Genomic DNA, 16,467 nt, shown 5'->3' with positions numbered 1-16,467 from the left:
TAAAGAAAAGGGCTCCTTAAGGAGCCCTTGTTGATCATAAGTTCCACAATGTTATGCGGTGCGGTAGCGTTGTAATATCTCACCAAGAGAAACGGAGGCTTGCGTGAGATTAGCGACGCCAGCGGTAGATTGCTCCGCCACTTCTCTGATTGTGCTTGATTGACTACGAATTTCTGAAAGTTCCGATGCAATATCGTTAGCCACTGCGCTTTGTTCTTCAGCAGATGTGGAAATCTGAATGCTCATGCCCATTAATGAGCGTGCTGACTCGGCAATAGAGGTAACATCATGGCCGATTTCATCAATAAGCTGGCTGCTGGTTTGAGCTTGCTGAACGGTTCGGTTGGTGATTGAAGCAATGTTCTGGCTCTCAATTTGAAGCTTCTCAATCATGGCTTGGATCTCTACTGTTGCCTGTTGAGTTCTGCTTGCTAATGTACGTACTTCATCGGCAACCACTGCAAATCCACGACCTTGTTCACCAGCACGGGCTGCTTCGATTGCTGCGTTTAGTGCCAACAGATTAGTTTGTTCTGAAATGGCGTTAATCGTTGTGATCACGTCATTAATCTGCGTCGTATTCTCGTTTAAATTGGTTACTGACGTAGAGGCTTGTTCAATATAGCTAGATAACGTCTCTATCTCGCCAATCACGTTTTGTACACGGCTTCTGCTTAGTTCGATCTTCTGGGCATCTTGGTCTGACTGCGTCGTTGCTTGTTGAGAAATACTTGATACCTCCTTTGCAGAGGCTGTCATTTCTTCCATTGCCGTCGCGACTGAATCAAGCGTTTGATATTGATGAGATATCTGGGTTTCACTCAACTGCATATCTTTTTCGAATGCAGAAGATGTCTCGCTCAACATCGTTGCATTATTTTTAACACTATTAACCAGTTCACTTAAGGTATCCATAGACTTGTCTAGCGCACAGCCGATGGTACCGAATTCATCTCGACCTGGATGGAAACCAAGACGAGAGGTTAAGTCACCGTCACCAATTTTTTCGGTTGTTGTATATAAAACCCACAGAGCTCCTCCGATAAACGTTGCCACCCAGTAAGAGAATAGGGCAAAAGGAATAACCCATAAGAAGCTGAGTAATAGTGACGATAGAGCTGATGATTTTAACGATTCGTATTGTGTGGACACATTTTGAGTCAGCTTAATCACTTCTCCAGAATGCAACTTGGCATAAGCGGTCACAGACCCATCGACAAAAGAACTCTCGCTTACGCGGTTCGATTTCGATACGCCGTCAATTTCTGTAGCGCGGTTTGATTGAGCATCAACGATACCAGAAAGCTTCGCTTCGCTCGCCGAGATGGCTTGCTGCTCAAATTGTTGTATTTCATTGAAGTAGCGGCTTCCAGCCACTGAAGTGAGGGCTACTAAAAATAGTAGGAATATAACCCACATTTTGTCGTTGATAGACATCTTGATAAACAGCCTGTCTATCGTTCTAAACTCAACTTCTCTCATTTAAAGCTCCATTAGAGATAAAAGATATTGACCAAATCTATTGCTATATCGAAACAAAATATGCGAAGTTAATCAGCAAAATATGTAACGAATACTAAATTTAGTTTAAGAAATGAGATCTAAGGACGCCTATAACAGTATGTTATATCTTTAAATTGACATGAATGTTGATAAAAGAGTCATTTCTCTAAAGTGTTAAGCGGATATGAAATCTAATTGCAATCGTTTACTTTTGATTATGCTCATAGGTTTTTAAATCTTTACTTCTCGCTGTCATGAATGTGTCATATAAAGACTATAAAAAGGAGTTGCTGATGTGGATATGGCAAGAGCCAGGCCGTCAGCAAGTAAAAGCAAGAGAGCTTAAAATAAAGGAGGTCACAATGAGCGACCAATACCAAAACGATGAGAGCCTAGAGCTGCTAGATGCGCTTGAAATTGGCATTATCTTGTCGGAATACGTTGGCTCAGACAACGAAGCCGAATAGCGGAACACTCTCATCTCGTCGTAATTGACGTTATACTAGGTTCATGTCACACCAAGCCCTAGAGGCCAAAACTGGCGTCGAATGAACTTTCTAGCCCACCTGCATATCGCAGAACACAGTAACAGCCATTTATTGGGAAACTTGCTTGGAGACTTCGTAAAAGGAGATCCAAGCAAGCTGTATGATCGCGATATCTCAAATGGCATCAGATTACATAGATTTGTTGACCGTATTACTGACCATCATCCAATCGTCAACGAATGTAAGCCTCATTTCACTGGTGTTGCGCGACGTTTTGCACCTATCGCTTTGGATATGTTTTGGGATCATTGCCTCGCAAAACACTGGAACGACTTTCATTCCGTGCCTCTCGAACACTTTGTCCAATCGGCATACGAGAGAGTAAACCGAGAGGTTCATGAACATTTGCCGCCACGTTTTTTGGTGCTCCACAGCAGAATGTGGCATGGCCGATGGCTTCAATCCTATCAAGATCTAGACAATATAGAATTTGCACTACATCGGATGTCGCAAAGAAGTCCTAGAATGGCAGACTTAACCACAACATTTAAAGTGATTGAAAGTGATTACACCGAATTAGAAGAGAAGTTCTCGTCACTTTATCGAGATGTTTTGCGCCAGTCGTATGATTTTCAGCAACAGCTTAATGACTCAACTCAATGAGATAGAAAAGTAGTATGGCTTTAGGGGCTCTGGTAAACTCTGCGCTCCAAAAATAATGAGGTTACACATGTCTGTTAATTTTGCTGATTTAGGCATCGAACAAAAGCTAATCGAGACGCTAGGCAATCTAAATATCGTGACGCCAACACCAGTGCAAGAAAAGTCAATTCCACACGTCCTTGCAGGAAAAAACTTACTTGCTGCTGCACAAACTGGTACGGGAAAAACGGCTGCGTTTGGTTTACCTATCATACAAACCGTTCAGCAAAAGAAACTTAACGGCACACCTCAAGCATTGATTTTGGTTCCAACACGCGAGCTTGCACAGCAGGTATTTGATAATTTGAATCAGTACTCGGCAGAAACAGAACTTCGCATCGTGTGTGTTTATGGTGGTACAAGCATTGGCGTACAAAAGAGAAAGTTAGAAGAGGGCGCTGATATTTTGATTGCCACGCCAGGCCGCCTTTTGGATCACCTGTTTAATGGTAACGTAAACATCTCTAAAACCGGTATGCTCGTGTTAGACGAAGCCGACCGTATGTTAGATATGGGATTTTGGCCTGACTTGCAGCGCATCTTCCGACGTTTGCCTGCTGAGAAACAGATCCTATTGTTCTCTGCGACATTTGAGAAGCGAATCAAAACTATAGCGTATAAACTCATGGAATCGCCAGTTGAAGTCGAAGTTTCACCAGCAAATACGACTGCTGAAACGGTAACACAAATGGTTTATCCAGTGGATAAAAAACGGAAACGTGAATTGCTAGCGTACTTAATTGGCTCGCGGAATTGGCAGCAAGTGCTTGTATTTACAAAAACGAAGCAAGGTAGTGATGAGTTAGCGAAAGAGCTCAAGTTAGATGGCATCAAAGCGGTTTCTATCAACGGCGATAAATCACAAGGTGCCCGCCAAAGAGCTTTGGATGAATTTAAACAAGGTAAGGTACGTGCTTTGATTGCAACCGATGTGGCAGCACGAGGGTTAGACATTCAAGAGCTAGAACAAGTCGTGAACTTTGATATGCCATTCAAAGCAGAAGATTATGTCCATCGAATTGGCCGCACTGGAAGAGCAGGAAAGTCAGGTTTGGCGGTTTCTCTGATGAGTAGAGATGAGGAGTACTTGTTGCAAGCTATCGAGAATCTGCTTGATCAACGCTTACCCCAAGAATGGCTGGCAGGTTTCGAACCAAGTCTTGTAGAAGAAGTTGAGCCTGAACAAAATGGGGGTGGGCGTCGTCGTAGTCGTTCATCTGAGAAGCGTAAGCTAAAAGCAAAATTGGCGATTCATAAGAATCGTGGTAAATCACGTAGCTCTCGCTAAACCGCGCAAACTTTTGTTCTTACATAGTCAGGCTGTTTTTGCCTCTTCATAGGCGTCTAACGTTTGGGGGATAGCAAGTAGGTACCCTTGATACATATCGAAACCGAGCTTTTTCATTAAGCGAAGTTGATGCTCGGTTTCAATTCCTTCGATAACGGTTTTAGAGCATAACGCTTTTGCGAGTGATAATGCATCGTTAAGCGCTTTAAAATCACCGTTTTCATACCTTAGCAATAAAGAGCGATCCATCTTGATTATATCTGGGCAAACGCTTCTCACTCGCTCAGTTGTCGATGCATTGACGCCATAATCGTCAATCGCTAATTTAAATCCTTCAAGACTTAACTCCCGAGCAGCTTGAGACAAAGAGAGTTCATCCTCCACCTTCAATTCAAGTAACTCCATGACGATTTGTTCATTCATCAAATGCGATTCATAAATGGTTTGTTTTAGCAGTCGGTTATACGTGATGTCTTTGACTAGTATCTCTGCCGCTACCGGTAATACATTGAGAAACAATTGTTTTGTGTGAAAGCGAGACTGAGAGAAATTTTTGATATGGATTAGGCGACTTAAGCGTTCAACATTGAGCAAATCTTGAGTGGGAGTCGCTTTGGATTGGAAAAACTGATCTGGCCTAACCATGTTGCCATTGGCATTGCTAATTCTTACCAGTGCTTCAAGGCCAACGATGGAAATATCGTTCTTATATATGGGTTGAAAGACACTGCGGAGAGTGAAGTTCGCGTATTTCGCAATATACTGCCCGTCGGCTTGTTTCCGGATGCAACTAAGTAGTTGCGAGATGCTCATCATTGTTACCACAACCTAAATCAATGTCTCAACATCAGCGTTATCGCGCTAATTTTTCTATTTCATTGGCAATGAATCTAAGTGTGCTCATTAACTCAAGCAAGAACGATGGTAATGGATGGGTAGGTTTGTCGAGTGACATCAAACAAATTGATGAAATAATTAATAATCTCAGCACTTCAATTTGATGCTACCATTGCAGTACGGCATACAACTGCAAATATTTTCTGACTAACTGCTGTTTGTTCGAACGCCGTAAAGGATGCCCAAACTTAATGTAACAAGGGCTAATACCGAATCGAGTGTCCAACGATTGCGTGAGTTGCGACTCGCTGGTGTACAATGTGATTCCTTGTTCTGTGTATTCGTTGATCTGATCGGGTAGTTCACCCATCCACCAATGAAGCAATTCTCGGCTCGTTTTGCTGCGACTTATCCAATGATCGCAAACCAAAAAGAGTAGGTCATTAGGCTGTAAGGCATAGCCATATTCACTCTGCCATTCCGTAATTGATGAGAGTAAGTTTTCCCGGCAAGATTTTCCGGCACTGACCATATGGTGACTCAGAACCCAGACAGTGCCAATGTCGGATGAAATTCGATAGTGATGGGGAAGGTCTGGAGAATCCAACACTTCGATTGGCTTTATCACGCAGTTGTATCCAAAGTGACGAAAAGTATGTTCCATCCTTCTTGAAAACGCGAGACCAAGATGATGCTCACTCATGCCTTGGTTATGCACCGCAGGGTAATGCTTTTCACACAGCTTAAGACAGTCGTCTTGAAAATCATTAACACTTTGAATAACTAGGTCGAGTAGCAAAGAATATCCCTTAATAATTACAAAACGAACTGCAAAAGGTTAGCATAGTCTTTTGAGAATAGACTAATTTACTTCGGCAACTTCTTGATCTAAACACCAAATTTCTCACAAATGACCGTGTCTAATCTTTAATAGAGCAACACGAAAGAAGCAGAAGTTGAACAAAAATTTGAAAGGGAAAAAATGATAAAGCTAGAACGCGCACAAAAAGAGGCGTTGGCCACCGCCATTCAAGATTACATGCAAGACGAGCTAGATGTTGAAATTGGCCAGTTCGATAGTGAGTTTCTAATTGATTTTATTACAGAAAAACTAGGACCAATTTATTATAACAAGGGTGTTGAAGATGCTAAGTTACTGGTTGAACGCAGAATGTTAGAAGTTTCCGAAGAGCTGTATGAGATAGAACAAGAAATTAAGCTGTAAGTTTCAGTTTTACAAACGATTTAAAGTTCCTTCAAAAAATTCGAACAACTTGATAGATACGGCACCATTGGCTGGATGTAAATGATGGTAAATAATCTGTTTCATATGACGTAAATAGGTTAATGTAGTGTTTCTTGCTCAGCATTAACTTAGGAATATATCTAGGAACTTGAGATGGATACACTGGTAAAGAATTACAACCTTACTGCACGCGTGATGCATTGGTTATCAGCGCTGTGCATTATTGGTCTATTTGCAGTGGGTTTGTGGATGGTCGACCTTAGCTATTACAGCGAATGGTATCGAACTGCGCCGCATTACCATCGCTCTGTCGGTATTTTACTCGCTATTTTAACTTTGGCACGCATCGTATGGAAACATGTGACGGCGTCACCAAAGGTAGAAGGCAAACGTTACGAAGTGCTTGCTGCTAAAGCAGCGCATGGTGTCATGTACCTACTATTGGTCACCATCTTTGTTTCAGGTTACCTCATTTCAACGTCTGATGGACGCGGCATCGAAGTGTTTAATTGGTTCACCGTGCCAGGAGCGGGAGAGTTATTCCCAGGCCAATCAGATATTGCAGGTGAGATTCACTTCTATGCAGCTTGGGCAGTCATCCTGATTGCAGGTTTACATGCTATTGCTGCACTAAAACACCACTTTATCGATAAAGACAACACATTAAGAAAAATGTTAGGAGCTTCAAAATGAAAAAGTCACTTTTCGCTACAGGATTAGCTATCGCTATGGCACTGCCATTTGGTGCGCAAGCTGCAGATTATGTCATCGATACCAAAGGTGCTCACGCTTCAATCAACTTTAAAGTTAGCCACTTGGGTTACAGTTTCATCAAAGGTCGTTTCAATACATTTTCTGGTGACTTTTCTTTTGATGAAAACAACATTGCTGACTCAAAAGTAAATGTTGTTGTTGATACAACCAGCCTAGATTCAAACCATGCTGAACGTGACAAACACATTCGTAGTGGTGACTTCATCGATGCTGGTAAATACAGTGAAGCAACCTTTACGAGCACAAAAGTGGTTGATAAAGGCAATGGCAAACTAGATGTAACTGGTGATCTAACGCTACACGGTGTTACTAAGCCTATTACTATTGAGGCTGAATTCGTTGGTGCTGGCAGTGACCCATGGGGCGGCGAGCGCGCTGGCTTTGTTGGCAACACTCGCCTAGAGCTTGCTGACTTTGACATCCCAGTAATGGGTGCTTCAAGCTACGTCGATATGGAACTTCATATCGAAGGTATTAAGAAGTAATTAGTTCCTTTTAGATACACTAAAAGCGCTCTTCACTTGAAGAGCGCTTTTTTATTATCTTAATCACATCACTAACATCGATAAACCCGTCAGTGATAGCGATTGAAAGCCAATAGACGTTGTAAATGTTTAGCGAATTACGCTGTTTCTAACTCGCTTTTTTCCACTAGGTTTAAACGCTCACCAAAAATCGGGCGTAGTGCTTTTAATACTTCAGTACGAGTAACCACCCCGACCATCTGCCCATTTTCAAGCACAGGAAGCACTTGTGGCTTACTTACTTTGATACTTTTAGCGCGTTCTTCGAGAGACAAAGACGTCAAGCGAGTGGCAATACCCATACTGCTCGCTGGGTACAACTGCTCTTTATCGATACATAGGAATTCCACAACATCAACGAGGCGATCACCAGCGTCAATTGCAACCACATCTCGGCTCATGATGTCTACGACTTTTTGGTCTTTCACCGGAATGTAGTCCTCACACCATAGTTCTACCATCACATCGTGAGCAGAGAAGAAGCCAACTAATCGATTTTGTACGTCTACAACAGGTGCGCTAGTTACGTTGTTATCAAGTAACACATCCAGCGCGGCTGCAATTGGCGTTTCTGCACGAATGGTGACTGGTTTTTGGTTCATAATGTCTTTAACAAAAGAAGCATTTTTCATGGTGAAATCCTTAACTGACGACAGTGTTGTAGTTGTAGTGATAGAAGAAATATTCGCTGCTTTTAGTTCTGGTCGGCGAAAAATACACCAGTTTGAAAGGCCAACTAATACCGCTCCGCCGACGATGTTGCCAAGCGTGACAGGAATTAAGTTAGCGGTAATAAAGTGGCTAATGTTTAGGTCTGTGTATTGTGACGCGGGCACACCGACAGATGCCCAAAAAGATTCAGGTGCAAAATTCGCGATAACAATACCAAGTGGAACCATAAACATGTTCGCAACACAGTGCTCAAAACCGCTGCTGACAAACATTGCCACAGGCAAAATTGTCATTGCTGCTTTTGTCATTGCATTTGCAGAACTAAATGTCAGCCAAATCGCTAGGCAGACCAACAGGTTACAGAGAATACCGAGTGCAAACGCTTGAATGAGAGTGTGGTGAAGTTTGTGTTGTGCGATGTTAAGCGCATTTAATCCCCATTGACCGCCATCCATCTGATAAAGACCAGCAGCAGTAACCAGCGCAAGTAGGAACATCGCACCAATAAAGTTACCAACGTAAACTTTGCCCCAGATCGAAAGCATCTTACCGAACGAGATTTGTTTATTGGCCCAAGAAATACTGGATAGGACGGAGCTGGTAAATAATTCACCACCGCAGATCACGATGAGGATCAATCCCATGCTAAATGAGAGTCCACCAGCTAGGCGGCTCAAGCCCCAACCAGCGCCCGTACTGCCGGTGGTCACCGTGATGTAAAACAAGAATGCTAACCCGATGAACGCGCCGGCCATAATCGCGAGGCTTAATGTCATACGGCTGGTTTTGTTTGCCTTACTTAACGCAAATTTTTCCGCTTCAACCATCATCTCTTTTGGAGAAAAATACTGGTGATTTTGAGAACTGGTCACCGCCATATTGACTCCTTAATTTGTAATCGCATAAAAAATCCTTGGTTATTAACTCAAAAATGAAATTGTTGTTTTTATTAAGAGCCTCAACGACTTCGGTTTCAAAACCATTGAGGCTTGCGGTGTTCCCGAACCGCGTAATCAGAATAGGGAGAACGGTTAGTAAGGTAAAATTGATAATATTTAGAAACCTCATCAAATTAATTGATAACTTTACGGGGCCAGGTAAAATGAACTCTATTGCTTATTGGGGCATGCTTTAACAATTGTGGGGATTGGGAAATACCCACTAATAATGGAGGACACTTTGCGCTACTCACTTAAGCAATTAGCGGTTTTCGACGCAGTTGCAGATACCGGCAGTGTAAGCCAAGCCGCAGAAAAATTGGCTTTGACACAATCAGCGACGAGTATGTCGCTTGCGCAATTAGAGAAGATGCTTGGCAGGCCGTTGTTTGAGAGGCAAGGCAAGCAAATGGCGTTAACCCATTGGGGGATGTGGTTACGACCAAAAGCAAAACGCTTGCTACAAGACGCATTGCAGATTGAAATGGGCTTCTATGAGCAACATTTATTGAGTGGTGAGATTCGTATGGGAGCGAGTCAAACACCAGCAGAGCACTTAGTTCCCGACCTTATTAGTATCATTGATAATGACTTTCCAGAAATGCGTATTTCCCTCGGTGTACAAAGTACAAAAGGGGTGATTGATGGGGTATTAGATTACAAGTATGACTTAGGGATTATTGAAGGGCGCTGTGATGATAACCGTTTACACCAAGAAGTATGGTGTCGTGATCATCTTACTGTTGTCGCAGCTTCTCATCATCCTTTTGCTCGTAATCAGTCTGTTAGCCTTGCGCAGTTAGAGCAAGCGAAGTGGGTACTAAGAGAGCATGGCTCTGGCACACGAAAAACATTTGATAGTTCTATTCACCACCTTATTGAAGATTTGGATGTGTGGCGCGAATATGAACATGTTCCGGTATTACGTAGTTTAGTTGCTAATGGTCAGTACCTTACTTGCTTACCGTATTTAGATGTAGAGCGATATATAGAAGCAGGTCATCTTGTGGCATTAAATGTACCTGAGTTAAAAATGGAAAGGACGCTTTCATTTATATGGCGTTCAGATATGGCAGAAAACCCATTAGTCGACTGCATTAAAAGAGAGGGACTGCGAATGATGAAAGGGAAGCCTTCAGTTCTTTAAAGGTTGATTAAACATGCCTACGAGATGAGTTGGGTTTATTCCCTAAATCTGTTGATTTATCGGTTGCGTCAAACTTTTAATGTAAATTGTGAAAATAATAATATCTTATTGTGATCAATATCACCGATAAGCTGAGCTGATGTATCTAACATGTGTCCTTGATTTCAATGTATGAAGGCAGTTATTGAACCATATAGGTACGATAATAGCCGAGCAGGTATGACTACCATGACGACACTTTTAGCTATTTCTATCACTACTGGAATTTTATCTGGCGTATGGGGTTGGATCGCCATCTCTTTAGGTTTGCTTTCTTGGGCTGGTTTTTTAGGTTGCTCGAGCTACTTTGCAGCGCCAACGAGCGGATTGAAAGGACTAGGCATCAGCTTAATCACCAATATGACAGGCGTATTCTGGGCAATGGTAATTATTCACGGTTCCACTTACGTGGGGTTGGAAATTATTGGCTATGTGATTACCGCTATTGTGGCATTCTTCATGTGTATTCAAGCTAAACAGGCTTGGCTCGCGTACATCCCTGGTACTTTTATTGGTTCATGCGCAACATTTGCGGCTGACGGAAACTGGCAACTTGTTATTCCATCGTTGTTGCTAGGTGGTGTGTTTGGCTATCTAATGAAAGCGACAGGGCTATGGTTGCATACGAAATCAACCGCTACTTCTTCTTCGCTTGCTGAGCAAGCACAGTAGTGAACCCCCGATCTTATTGGTATCCACTGTGTATTGAGTTTTATCCCTCTCAATACCCTTAATCAAAATTAATGATGTTTGATACAAGCACACCAAATTGGTGTGCTTTTTTTGTATTATAAGACAATACGTTGAGTGTAAAATACGCCTAACTCATGTATTGCCGTTGGCCATGGTAACAACGCGTTTAAGTGTCCAGCGCAGAAGAACAGGAATACACTCCATGCCTTTCTCTTCACAATGAGAAACAATAGCCAAAGCTAAGTCCGGTTTTGCATGTTTTTTCAAAACACGACTTACGACTTTTTTAGCAGGGATAGGGTGGTCATGAGGAACTTTGATGATGTCCTTAAAGAAAAGTTCAAAACCATTGTTGTACAGAAAGTGCTCGATGTCTCGGTCGGGTAACTCCGTAAGCCGATGCCTTTCCTGATCATGGTCGAGCTGTGCTCGCACTGCATGCGCGTACTTTTTCCCTGCTGGGTCGCCATCGGTAACGACATGCCAATCAATACCAAACTCTTTTGCTACTTTGATGAGTGATTTTAGACCTGATTGAGCAAACTCAACGATTTGAACCCCTTCGGCAGCCAAGTCATACCCGCATTGACGAGCCAGTTCATGAAAAAGCCAAACTTCGGTTTCGCCCTCAACAAGTAACCAGCACCGTGCAAATAATGCTCCTGAACGATGAAAACGAATATGGAAACCAATTCGGCGCAACTCATCTCGACCAAACTTTGTTGAGTTTAAACTCTTAGCGATGGTTCTGTCTGATAGCCGAATTAAACGTCGAATTGAATACAGTGGAACAGAACCGAGTAACGTGCCACTGTTGGTGGTTAATATCTTTTGCATTGGCAACAATTGCAATAAGGACCACGCTCTCGCTAGATGAGTTGGATGCAGTCGACCTTCTGGATCTTCAATAATCAGTATTGGTCTCGCACAGCGCCTTAAATCGGTGGGACCCTTAGCTTGAAGATAGGCATTGAGTAACCCCATTAAAAGCAAGCGGCTTTGTTTGTCATTGGTTTCTTTCAAGAACTGACTCAAGCCTTTATCAGAGGAAGGGCTTGTATAGAAAAGACCATCACGAGGTTTGCGTGGGTTGCCTTTACTGACACTTCTGAACGCGAAATAGTGTTCAACAAGCGTTTGCATTGAGTCGAGGCTACTACGAATCTCACCTTTATTCACATGGCCAGGCATAGCCAATAAGCGTCGACAGGTGTTGTTGATTCGTTTTTCAATCCGAGCATTTTTACCATCGCCGTTGACATGGTTTAAATCTGGGAAGCGTCGGGAGTCACGTAGTCGGATTACAGGGTGAAGTGTCATTAACTCAATAGCGAGTTTCTCTGAGTGGTGAAGTTTTTTGGGTTTGCCGTTATGATCCAAAAACGCGTACTTTGTATTAATGCCGTGCTCATCGCGAGACGCACTAATACGATAGTAAATGACTTGCTCACCATCTTCGTTGGTGCACCATGTAGGCTTTATGCGTCTGTAGCGTCCCGCTTTTACTTCGTTTTTATCCTGTGCTTTAAAACAAACAATGATCTGTAAGTGTTGTGTTTGTGGATGAGAAATTGAGTAGTCAACGTGAAAATCTTTCAGTTTGAATTGATACAATGAGCCATTGGCAGGTAGTGCGATGGAAAGGGCATCGAGCAATGATGATTTGCCCCACGTGTTTTCACCGATAAGCGTGGTGAGTTCGTCAAAAGAGAGTGAAAGGCGTTTGATGCCTCTAAACCCGGAGATTTCGATGCGTTCTAGTCTCATCTCAATCCTCCTTGCAATTATTTGAATTATCGAGAGTTATTTTGCTACTCCTAAGCATATATGAATTCGGAATTTTTGAGTTAAGCTCAGTTCACAAAATTACGAGAGCCTCTTACTGAATAGAGACCGTTACAAGCGAGGCTTGCTTTCAAAGCTGGGGGACAGCATCGTGATCACTTAAACATGAAATCCTAAATCGCAGTTTCATAAAATTCATGATTCTGTCATGATTCACTTCTTATTATTATAAGGAATGAAAAAAGAGAAGATGAAGATGAATAACAATCATAAGCCAGTGAGAATCAAACTGGCACACATCAATGACACACATTCCTACTTTGAACCAACGTCATTACAGTTAAAGCTTAAGATAAACAATGAACTCACGCTAGAACCCTATGTCAGTGCTGGCGGCTTTTCTCGTATCGCAACCAGAGTCGAGCAGTTAAGAGATGATGCTCAGCGCCAAGGTCATGGGATGTTGTTCCTCCATGCCGGAGATTGCTTCCAAGGTACGCTGTATTTCTCACTATTTAAAGGCAAAGCCAATGCCGACTTATTGAACGCATTAAAGATTGATGCAATGGCGTTAGGTAACCATGAATTAGATATGGGGAATGAGCCAGTTGCATTGTTTTGCCAACGTACTCAGTTCCCATTGCTTGCTGGCAACTGGGATTTATCCAATGAATCACTTAAAAAACCTCACCGTATCAGTGATTGTAAGGATGTATATAGTTACCAACCGGATACACAGAGCGCTCAATACATTGTTAAAGAATTCCATGGTGAGCGGGTCGCGATTTTCGGATTATCCATAGATAAAATGAGCGACATCGCAAACCCTGATGCAGACACGCCTTTTCACTCAGCAATTGAAACCGCCAAGGCGACCGTAAAACAAATCCATTCATCAGGTATAAAAAATATTATTCTTCTGAGCCACTTAGGTTATGAAGGTGATTTAGAGTTAGCTGAGCAAGTCGCAGGTATTGGTATAATTGTTGGTGGACACAGCCACCGGTTGCAAGGTGATTTTTCATCAATAGGGTTAGGACAAGACGATCCCTACGGTATCAAAATTAATGATACCTATGTGGTGCAAGCGGGTTTCCATGCTTTGACAATGGGGCACTGCGTCATTGAGTTTGATGAACACGGTAAAGCAACGATGTTGAGTGGACAAAATGAACTGTTGCTTGGTCGACGTATTTTTTGGGACTCGACGCTAAACCAACAGCTCGACCAAGGTGTATTCGAAACCGCGTGCGACTTCATCCATGGTCAACCGAATGTCGTGGTTTGTAAGAAACACCCGGAAACTCAAGCGATCCTGAGCGATAAATATATTCCTCAGGTCAGGCAGTTACAGTCACAAGTCATTGCTAGTGTTGACACCAAAAAGCGTCATGTGAGAATTCCCGATGAATTTGGTGAGAGTGAGTTGGCTTCCTCCGTTGCCCGATCATTTCTGCACTGTTTAAACAAACGTGGATATGACGTTCAATTTGCAATTCATAATGCGGGTGGCGTGCGAACCTCTTTGAACCCTGGCAACATCACAGTGGCAGACATTGCCGGACGGCTGTTGCCTTTTGCCGTTCCTATCGGCTTTTACGATGTAAAAGGCAGCGCTATTCGCCGTGCACTTGAAGGCGCGATAAATAATGCACTCAACAATGGCGTAGAAGGCACTGGATCTGGCAGTTATCCGTACACTTACAATTTAAACTTCGAGTATCACGCAGATGCCCCAAAAGGTGAAAGAGTTCAATCATTAGTGATTTTTGATGGCAAACAATGGGTTGGTGTTCAAGATGATGTTTGGTATCGAGGGACTTCTTCTGCCTATACGATGAAAGGGAAAGAGGGGTACGACGCATTGCAGGAGATGAAAGGAGAAGGGCGTGTGACCAGTTTGTCCATGGCTGATTGTTTTATTGAACTCCTGACCGATGAGCCAAACTGTTTGAATCAAAGTCACAAACTTTACACAAAGCGACGTCGATAATAGATACTGGTATTGATTTTGCTGCTCTCCACTTACTACATGGGTTGATGAGGATGGCAGTATGTGGAATAAAGATTGGGCAGATACGGCAGTCGTGGTTGCCTGGATCGCAATTTGGTCAACACTGGTCTACTTTGTGCCTCTAAGCGGCTTTTGAATTGCTAAGAATGTGGATGCTACAAAAGGGAGCAGTAATGCTCCTTTTTTGTATCTATCTTCCCCGTTAGGGCTCTAACCAATGAAGAGTTTGTCTTGAGCCATTTGCTGCTTTTTGTCTGTTTACTAAAGTTCAGGTGGTTGAATCCACTTCTTTCTTTTTATAGTGCTTCCTGATTTTTGATAAGAATTTTATTTCGATAAGACAAGGCTTTTTTGTTGGAAAGCCTGACGCTCGGCGTTATTATGTCGGCGTTTGGGGAGTAGTTAGCGCAAGTTTACTTATCGTCATCTCGTTAAGCATCAGCTTATCCGGTAAGTAAAGGTGTTACGTGGTTCATTCACGTCAACACTTCAACGAGACCAACGCATTCATTGACTAGCAGCACATAATCGTTATGTGGCTGTTGGTTGTTATTGTCTGCGGAAGGTCACCAAACGAAGTCCTTCCGCCATGGGAGGAAATATGTCTCTTATCGAAAATACCACCCAATTGAGCCAATCGGTGCCTCTTCAAGAATCATTAGCGATGTATGGTGCTTTTGGTTTATTTACCCTTGTTCTTGTTACGCTTGATATCTATCAAACACGTGGTGGCGTTATCACGATGAAAAAAGCCATCGTTTGGAGTGTTTTTTGGTTCTTGCTTGCCTTTGTTTTTGCAGGTTCTATTTATTTATTCTGGGACTTTTACGCGCCACATAGCGCTTATACGAACGACAAAGCAACGATTTCATTCTTAACTGGTTACTTACTAGAGAAGTCGTTAAGCGTTGATAACTTGTTTGTGTTTGCCATCATCTTTGCACAATACAGTGTGCCGGAGCATTTGCGTCCGAGAGCATTGCTTTGGGGGGTGATAGGTGCGCTAGTTTTACGCGCTGTCATGATTGCGGTTGGTGCTCAGTTACTTGCACAGTATCACTGGGTATTGTACTTATTTGCTGCTTTCCTTATTTGGACAGGTGTTAAGCTAGCTCGCGACAAAGGCGAAGCAGAAGAAGTTAATCCATATCCGGAGCAGTTGATTCGAAAGGTATTGCCAGTTACAGATGACTACCAAGGAAATCACTTAATCTTAAAGCAAGCTGGTAAGTGGGTGGCAACACCGATGCTGATCGTTGTTGGTGTCATTGCAGTAATGGACGTTATGTTTGCGTTGGATTCTATACCAGCTATATTCGCGGTAACGCGAGAGCCATTTTTAGTCTTAGCTGCGAACGTATTTGCATTATTGGGTTTGCGATCGCTGTACTTTGTTCTTCAAGCAATGTTAGACAAGTTTGTATACTTAAAACCAGCATTATCAGTAATCATGATGTTTATCGGGGTAAAAATGCTATTGGTTGGAACAGAATATGAGATTCCGACAACATGGTCTCTCACATTTTTAGTTGTTGTGATGACATCGGCAGTGGTGGCATCACTCCTAAAAAATAAAGCGAAGCGTCAAACTAGCGTTAATATTACTAATCAAAAAATATAAAGTAAGAACAAAAATCAAAAGAAATAACGAAAAATATTGTTAAATATATGTTGTGAGTTAAGGGGCGATTATGCAGGTAATGTTCAGTTATTCAATGTAATTACGGGAATTGTGATTATTTATGCCGTTATTATTCATTTGTATTTTTGAGTTTTGTAATGAGTTTGTTTTATTAGAAATTCTAATTTGAATGGGT

Annotated in this window: 15 protein-coding genes; 10 read left to right on the top strand and 5 right to left on the bottom strand. The window is 42.4% G+C overall.

Features of this window, described 5'->3' with window-relative positions:
* Positions 1-51: 51 nt before the first annotated feature.
* Complete coding sequence (locus tag R8N47_RS13415; RefSeq protein WP_206954114.1) at positions 52-1,482, bottom strand: methyl-accepting chemotaxis protein; 1,431 nt, start codon at positions 1,480-1,482, stop codon at positions 52-54.
* 314 nt (positions 1,483-1,796) lie between these two features.
* Here R8N47_RS13415 and R8N47_RS13410 point away from each other — a divergent pair, with 314 nt between their 5' ends.
* From R8N47_RS13410 to R8N47_RS13400, 3 genes are all read left to right on the top strand, one after another.
* Positions 1,797-1,970, top strand: a complete 174-nt coding sequence (locus R8N47_RS13410) for a hypothetical protein (RefSeq protein WP_017820948.1) — start codon at positions 1,797-1,799, stop codon at positions 1,968-1,970.
* An 81-nt stretch (positions 1,971-2,051) separates the two neighbouring features.
* A complete protein-coding gene (locus R8N47_RS13405; RefSeq protein ID WP_064354764.1) occupies positions 2,052-2,654 on the top strand; it encodes an ACP phosphodiesterase in 603 nt (200 codons plus the stop codon).
* A gap of 67 nt (positions 2,655-2,721) precedes the next feature.
* The gene (locus R8N47_RS13400) at positions 2,722-3,981 is read left to right on the top strand and encodes a DEAD/DEAH box helicase (protein WP_005376383.1); all 1,260 of its coding nucleotides are present in this window, start codon (positions 2,722-2,724) and stop codon (positions 3,979-3,981) included.
* 27 nt (positions 3,982-4,008) lie between these two features.
* Here R8N47_RS13400 and R8N47_RS13395 read toward each other — a convergent pair whose 3' ends face one another.
* Positions 4,009-4,797, bottom strand: coding sequence for an EAL domain-containing protein (locus R8N47_RS13395; protein ID WP_017634180.1), 789 nt, complete (start codon positions 4,795-4,797; stop codon positions 4,009-4,011).
* A gap of 187 nt (positions 4,798-4,984) precedes the next feature.
* Positions 4,985-5,617, bottom strand: a complete 633-nt coding sequence (locus R8N47_RS13390; RefSeq protein WP_005376385.1) for a hypothetical protein — start codon at positions 5,615-5,617, stop codon at positions 4,985-4,987.
* A 183-nt stretch (positions 5,618-5,800) separates the two neighbouring features.
* On the opposite strand from R8N47_RS13390, the gene R8N47_RS13385 reads away from it, so the two are divergent.
* The 3 genes from R8N47_RS13385 to R8N47_RS13375 all read left to right on the top strand — a co-directional run bounded on the left by R8N47_RS13385 (position 5,801) and on the right by R8N47_RS13375 (position 7,323).
* Positions 5,801-6,043: a DUF2164 domain-containing protein gene (locus R8N47_RS13385; RefSeq protein ID WP_042520836.1), complete on the top strand. Its 243-nt coding sequence runs from the start codon at positions 5,801-5,803 to the stop codon at positions 6,041-6,043.
* Between the two features lie 174 nt (positions 6,044-6,217).
* A complete protein-coding gene (locus R8N47_RS13380) occupies positions 6,218-6,757 on the top strand; it encodes a cytochrome b (RefSeq protein WP_005390157.1) in 540 nt (179 codons plus the stop codon).
* Complete coding sequence (locus R8N47_RS13375) at positions 6,754-7,323, top strand: YceI family protein (RefSeq protein WP_017634178.1); 570 nt, start codon at positions 6,754-6,756, stop codon at positions 7,321-7,323. Before R8N47_RS13380 ends, R8N47_RS13375 begins: the two co-directional genes overlap by 4 nt.
* 137 nt (positions 7,324-7,460) lie before the next feature.
* Here R8N47_RS13375 and focA read toward each other — a convergent pair whose 3' ends face one another.
* Positions 7,461-8,912: a formate transporter FocA gene (focA, locus tag R8N47_RS13370; RefSeq protein WP_213913577.1), complete on the bottom strand. Its 1,452-nt coding sequence runs from the start codon at positions 8,910-8,912 to the stop codon at positions 7,461-7,463.
* A 301-nt stretch (positions 8,913-9,213) separates the two neighbouring features.
* On the opposite strand from focA, the gene R8N47_RS13365 reads away from it, so the two are divergent.
* The gene (locus R8N47_RS13365; protein WP_005376369.1) at positions 9,214-10,119 is read left to right on the top strand and encodes a LysR substrate-binding domain-containing protein; all 906 of its coding nucleotides are present in this window, start codon (positions 9,214-9,216) and stop codon (positions 10,117-10,119) included.
* Positions 10,120-10,347: 228 nt separating this feature from the next.
* Entirely contained in the window at positions 10,348-10,830 is a 483-nt protein-coding gene (locus tag R8N47_RS13360; RefSeq protein ID WP_064354766.1) for a DUF1097 domain-containing protein, read from the top strand.
* 153 nt (positions 10,831-10,983) lie between these two features.
* Here R8N47_RS13360 and R8N47_RS13355 read toward each other — a convergent pair whose 3' ends face one another.
* The gene (locus tag R8N47_RS13355) at positions 10,984-12,618 is read right to left on the bottom strand and encodes an ATP-dependent endonuclease (RefSeq protein WP_064354767.1); all 1,635 of its coding nucleotides are present in this window, start codon (positions 12,616-12,618) and stop codon (positions 10,984-10,986) included.
* 268 nt (positions 12,619-12,886) lie between these two features.
* On the opposite strand from R8N47_RS13355, the gene R8N47_RS13350 reads away from it, so the two are divergent.
* Both R8N47_RS13350 and R8N47_RS13345 read left to right on the top strand, forming a co-directional pair.
* Positions 12,887-14,629, top strand: coding sequence for a bifunctional metallophosphatase/5'-nucleotidase (locus tag R8N47_RS13350; RefSeq protein WP_005376363.1), 1,743 nt, complete (start codon positions 12,887-12,889; stop codon positions 14,627-14,629).
* A gap of 622 nt (positions 14,630-15,251) precedes the next feature.
* Positions 15,252-16,271 carry a TerC/Alx family metal homeostasis membrane protein gene (locus R8N47_RS13345; RefSeq protein WP_064354768.1) on the top strand — a complete coding sequence of 340 codons (1,020 nt, stop codon included), beginning with the start codon at positions 15,252-15,254 and terminating at the stop codon, positions 16,269-16,271.
* The last annotated feature ends 196 nt before the right edge of the window (positions 16,272-16,467 follow it).

It is taken from the genome of Vibrio sp. 2132-1, assembly GCF_033344315.1.
This window is presented reverse-complemented; position numbering and strand designations above follow the sequence as displayed.

Coding starts and splice junctions, on each gene's coding strand:
- R8N47_RS13345 (WP_064354768.1), top strand. CDS start 15,252: ATGTCTCTTATCGAAAATACCACCCAATTGAGCCAATCGGTGCCTCTT.
- R8N47_RS13355 (WP_064354767.1), bottom strand. CDS start 12,618: ATGAGACTAGAACGCATCGAAATCTCCGGGTTTAGAGGCATCAAACGC.
- R8N47_RS13400 (WP_005376383.1), top strand. CDS start 2,722: ATGTCTGTTAATTTTGCTGATTTAGGCATCGAACAAAAGCTAATCGAG.
- R8N47_RS13395 (WP_017634180.1), bottom strand. CDS start 4,797: ATGATGAGCATCTCGCAACTACTTAGTTGCATCCGGAAACAAGCCGAC.
- R8N47_RS13380 (WP_005390157.1), top strand. CDS start 6,218: ATGGATACACTGGTAAAGAATTACAACCTTACTGCACGCGTGATGCAT.
- R8N47_RS13350 (WP_005376363.1), top strand. CDS start 12,887: ATGAAGATGAATAACAATCATAAGCCAGTGAGAATCAAACTGGCACAC.
- R8N47_RS13415 (WP_206954114.1), bottom strand. CDS start 1,482: ATGAGAGAAGTTGAGTTTAGAACGATAGACAGGCTGTTTATCAAGATG.
- R8N47_RS13375 (WP_017634178.1), top strand. CDS start 6,754: ATGAAAAAGTCACTTTTCGCTACAGGATTAGCTATCGCTATGGCACTG.
- R8N47_RS13410 (WP_017820948.1), top strand. CDS start 1,797: ATGTGGATATGGCAAGAGCCAGGCCGTCAGCAAGTAAAAGCAAGAGAG.
- R8N47_RS13405 (WP_064354764.1), top strand. CDS start 2,052: ATGAACTTTCTAGCCCACCTGCATATCGCAGAACACAGTAACAGCCAT.
- focA (WP_213913577.1), bottom strand. CDS start 8,912: ATGGCGGTGACCAGTTCTCAAAATCACCAGTATTTTTCTCCAAAAGAG.
- R8N47_RS13360 (WP_064354766.1), top strand. CDS start 10,348: ATGACGACACTTTTAGCTATTTCTATCACTACTGGAATTTTATCTGGC.
- R8N47_RS13385 (WP_042520836.1), top strand. CDS start 5,801: ATGATAAAGCTAGAACGCGCACAAAAAGAGGCGTTGGCCACCGCCATT.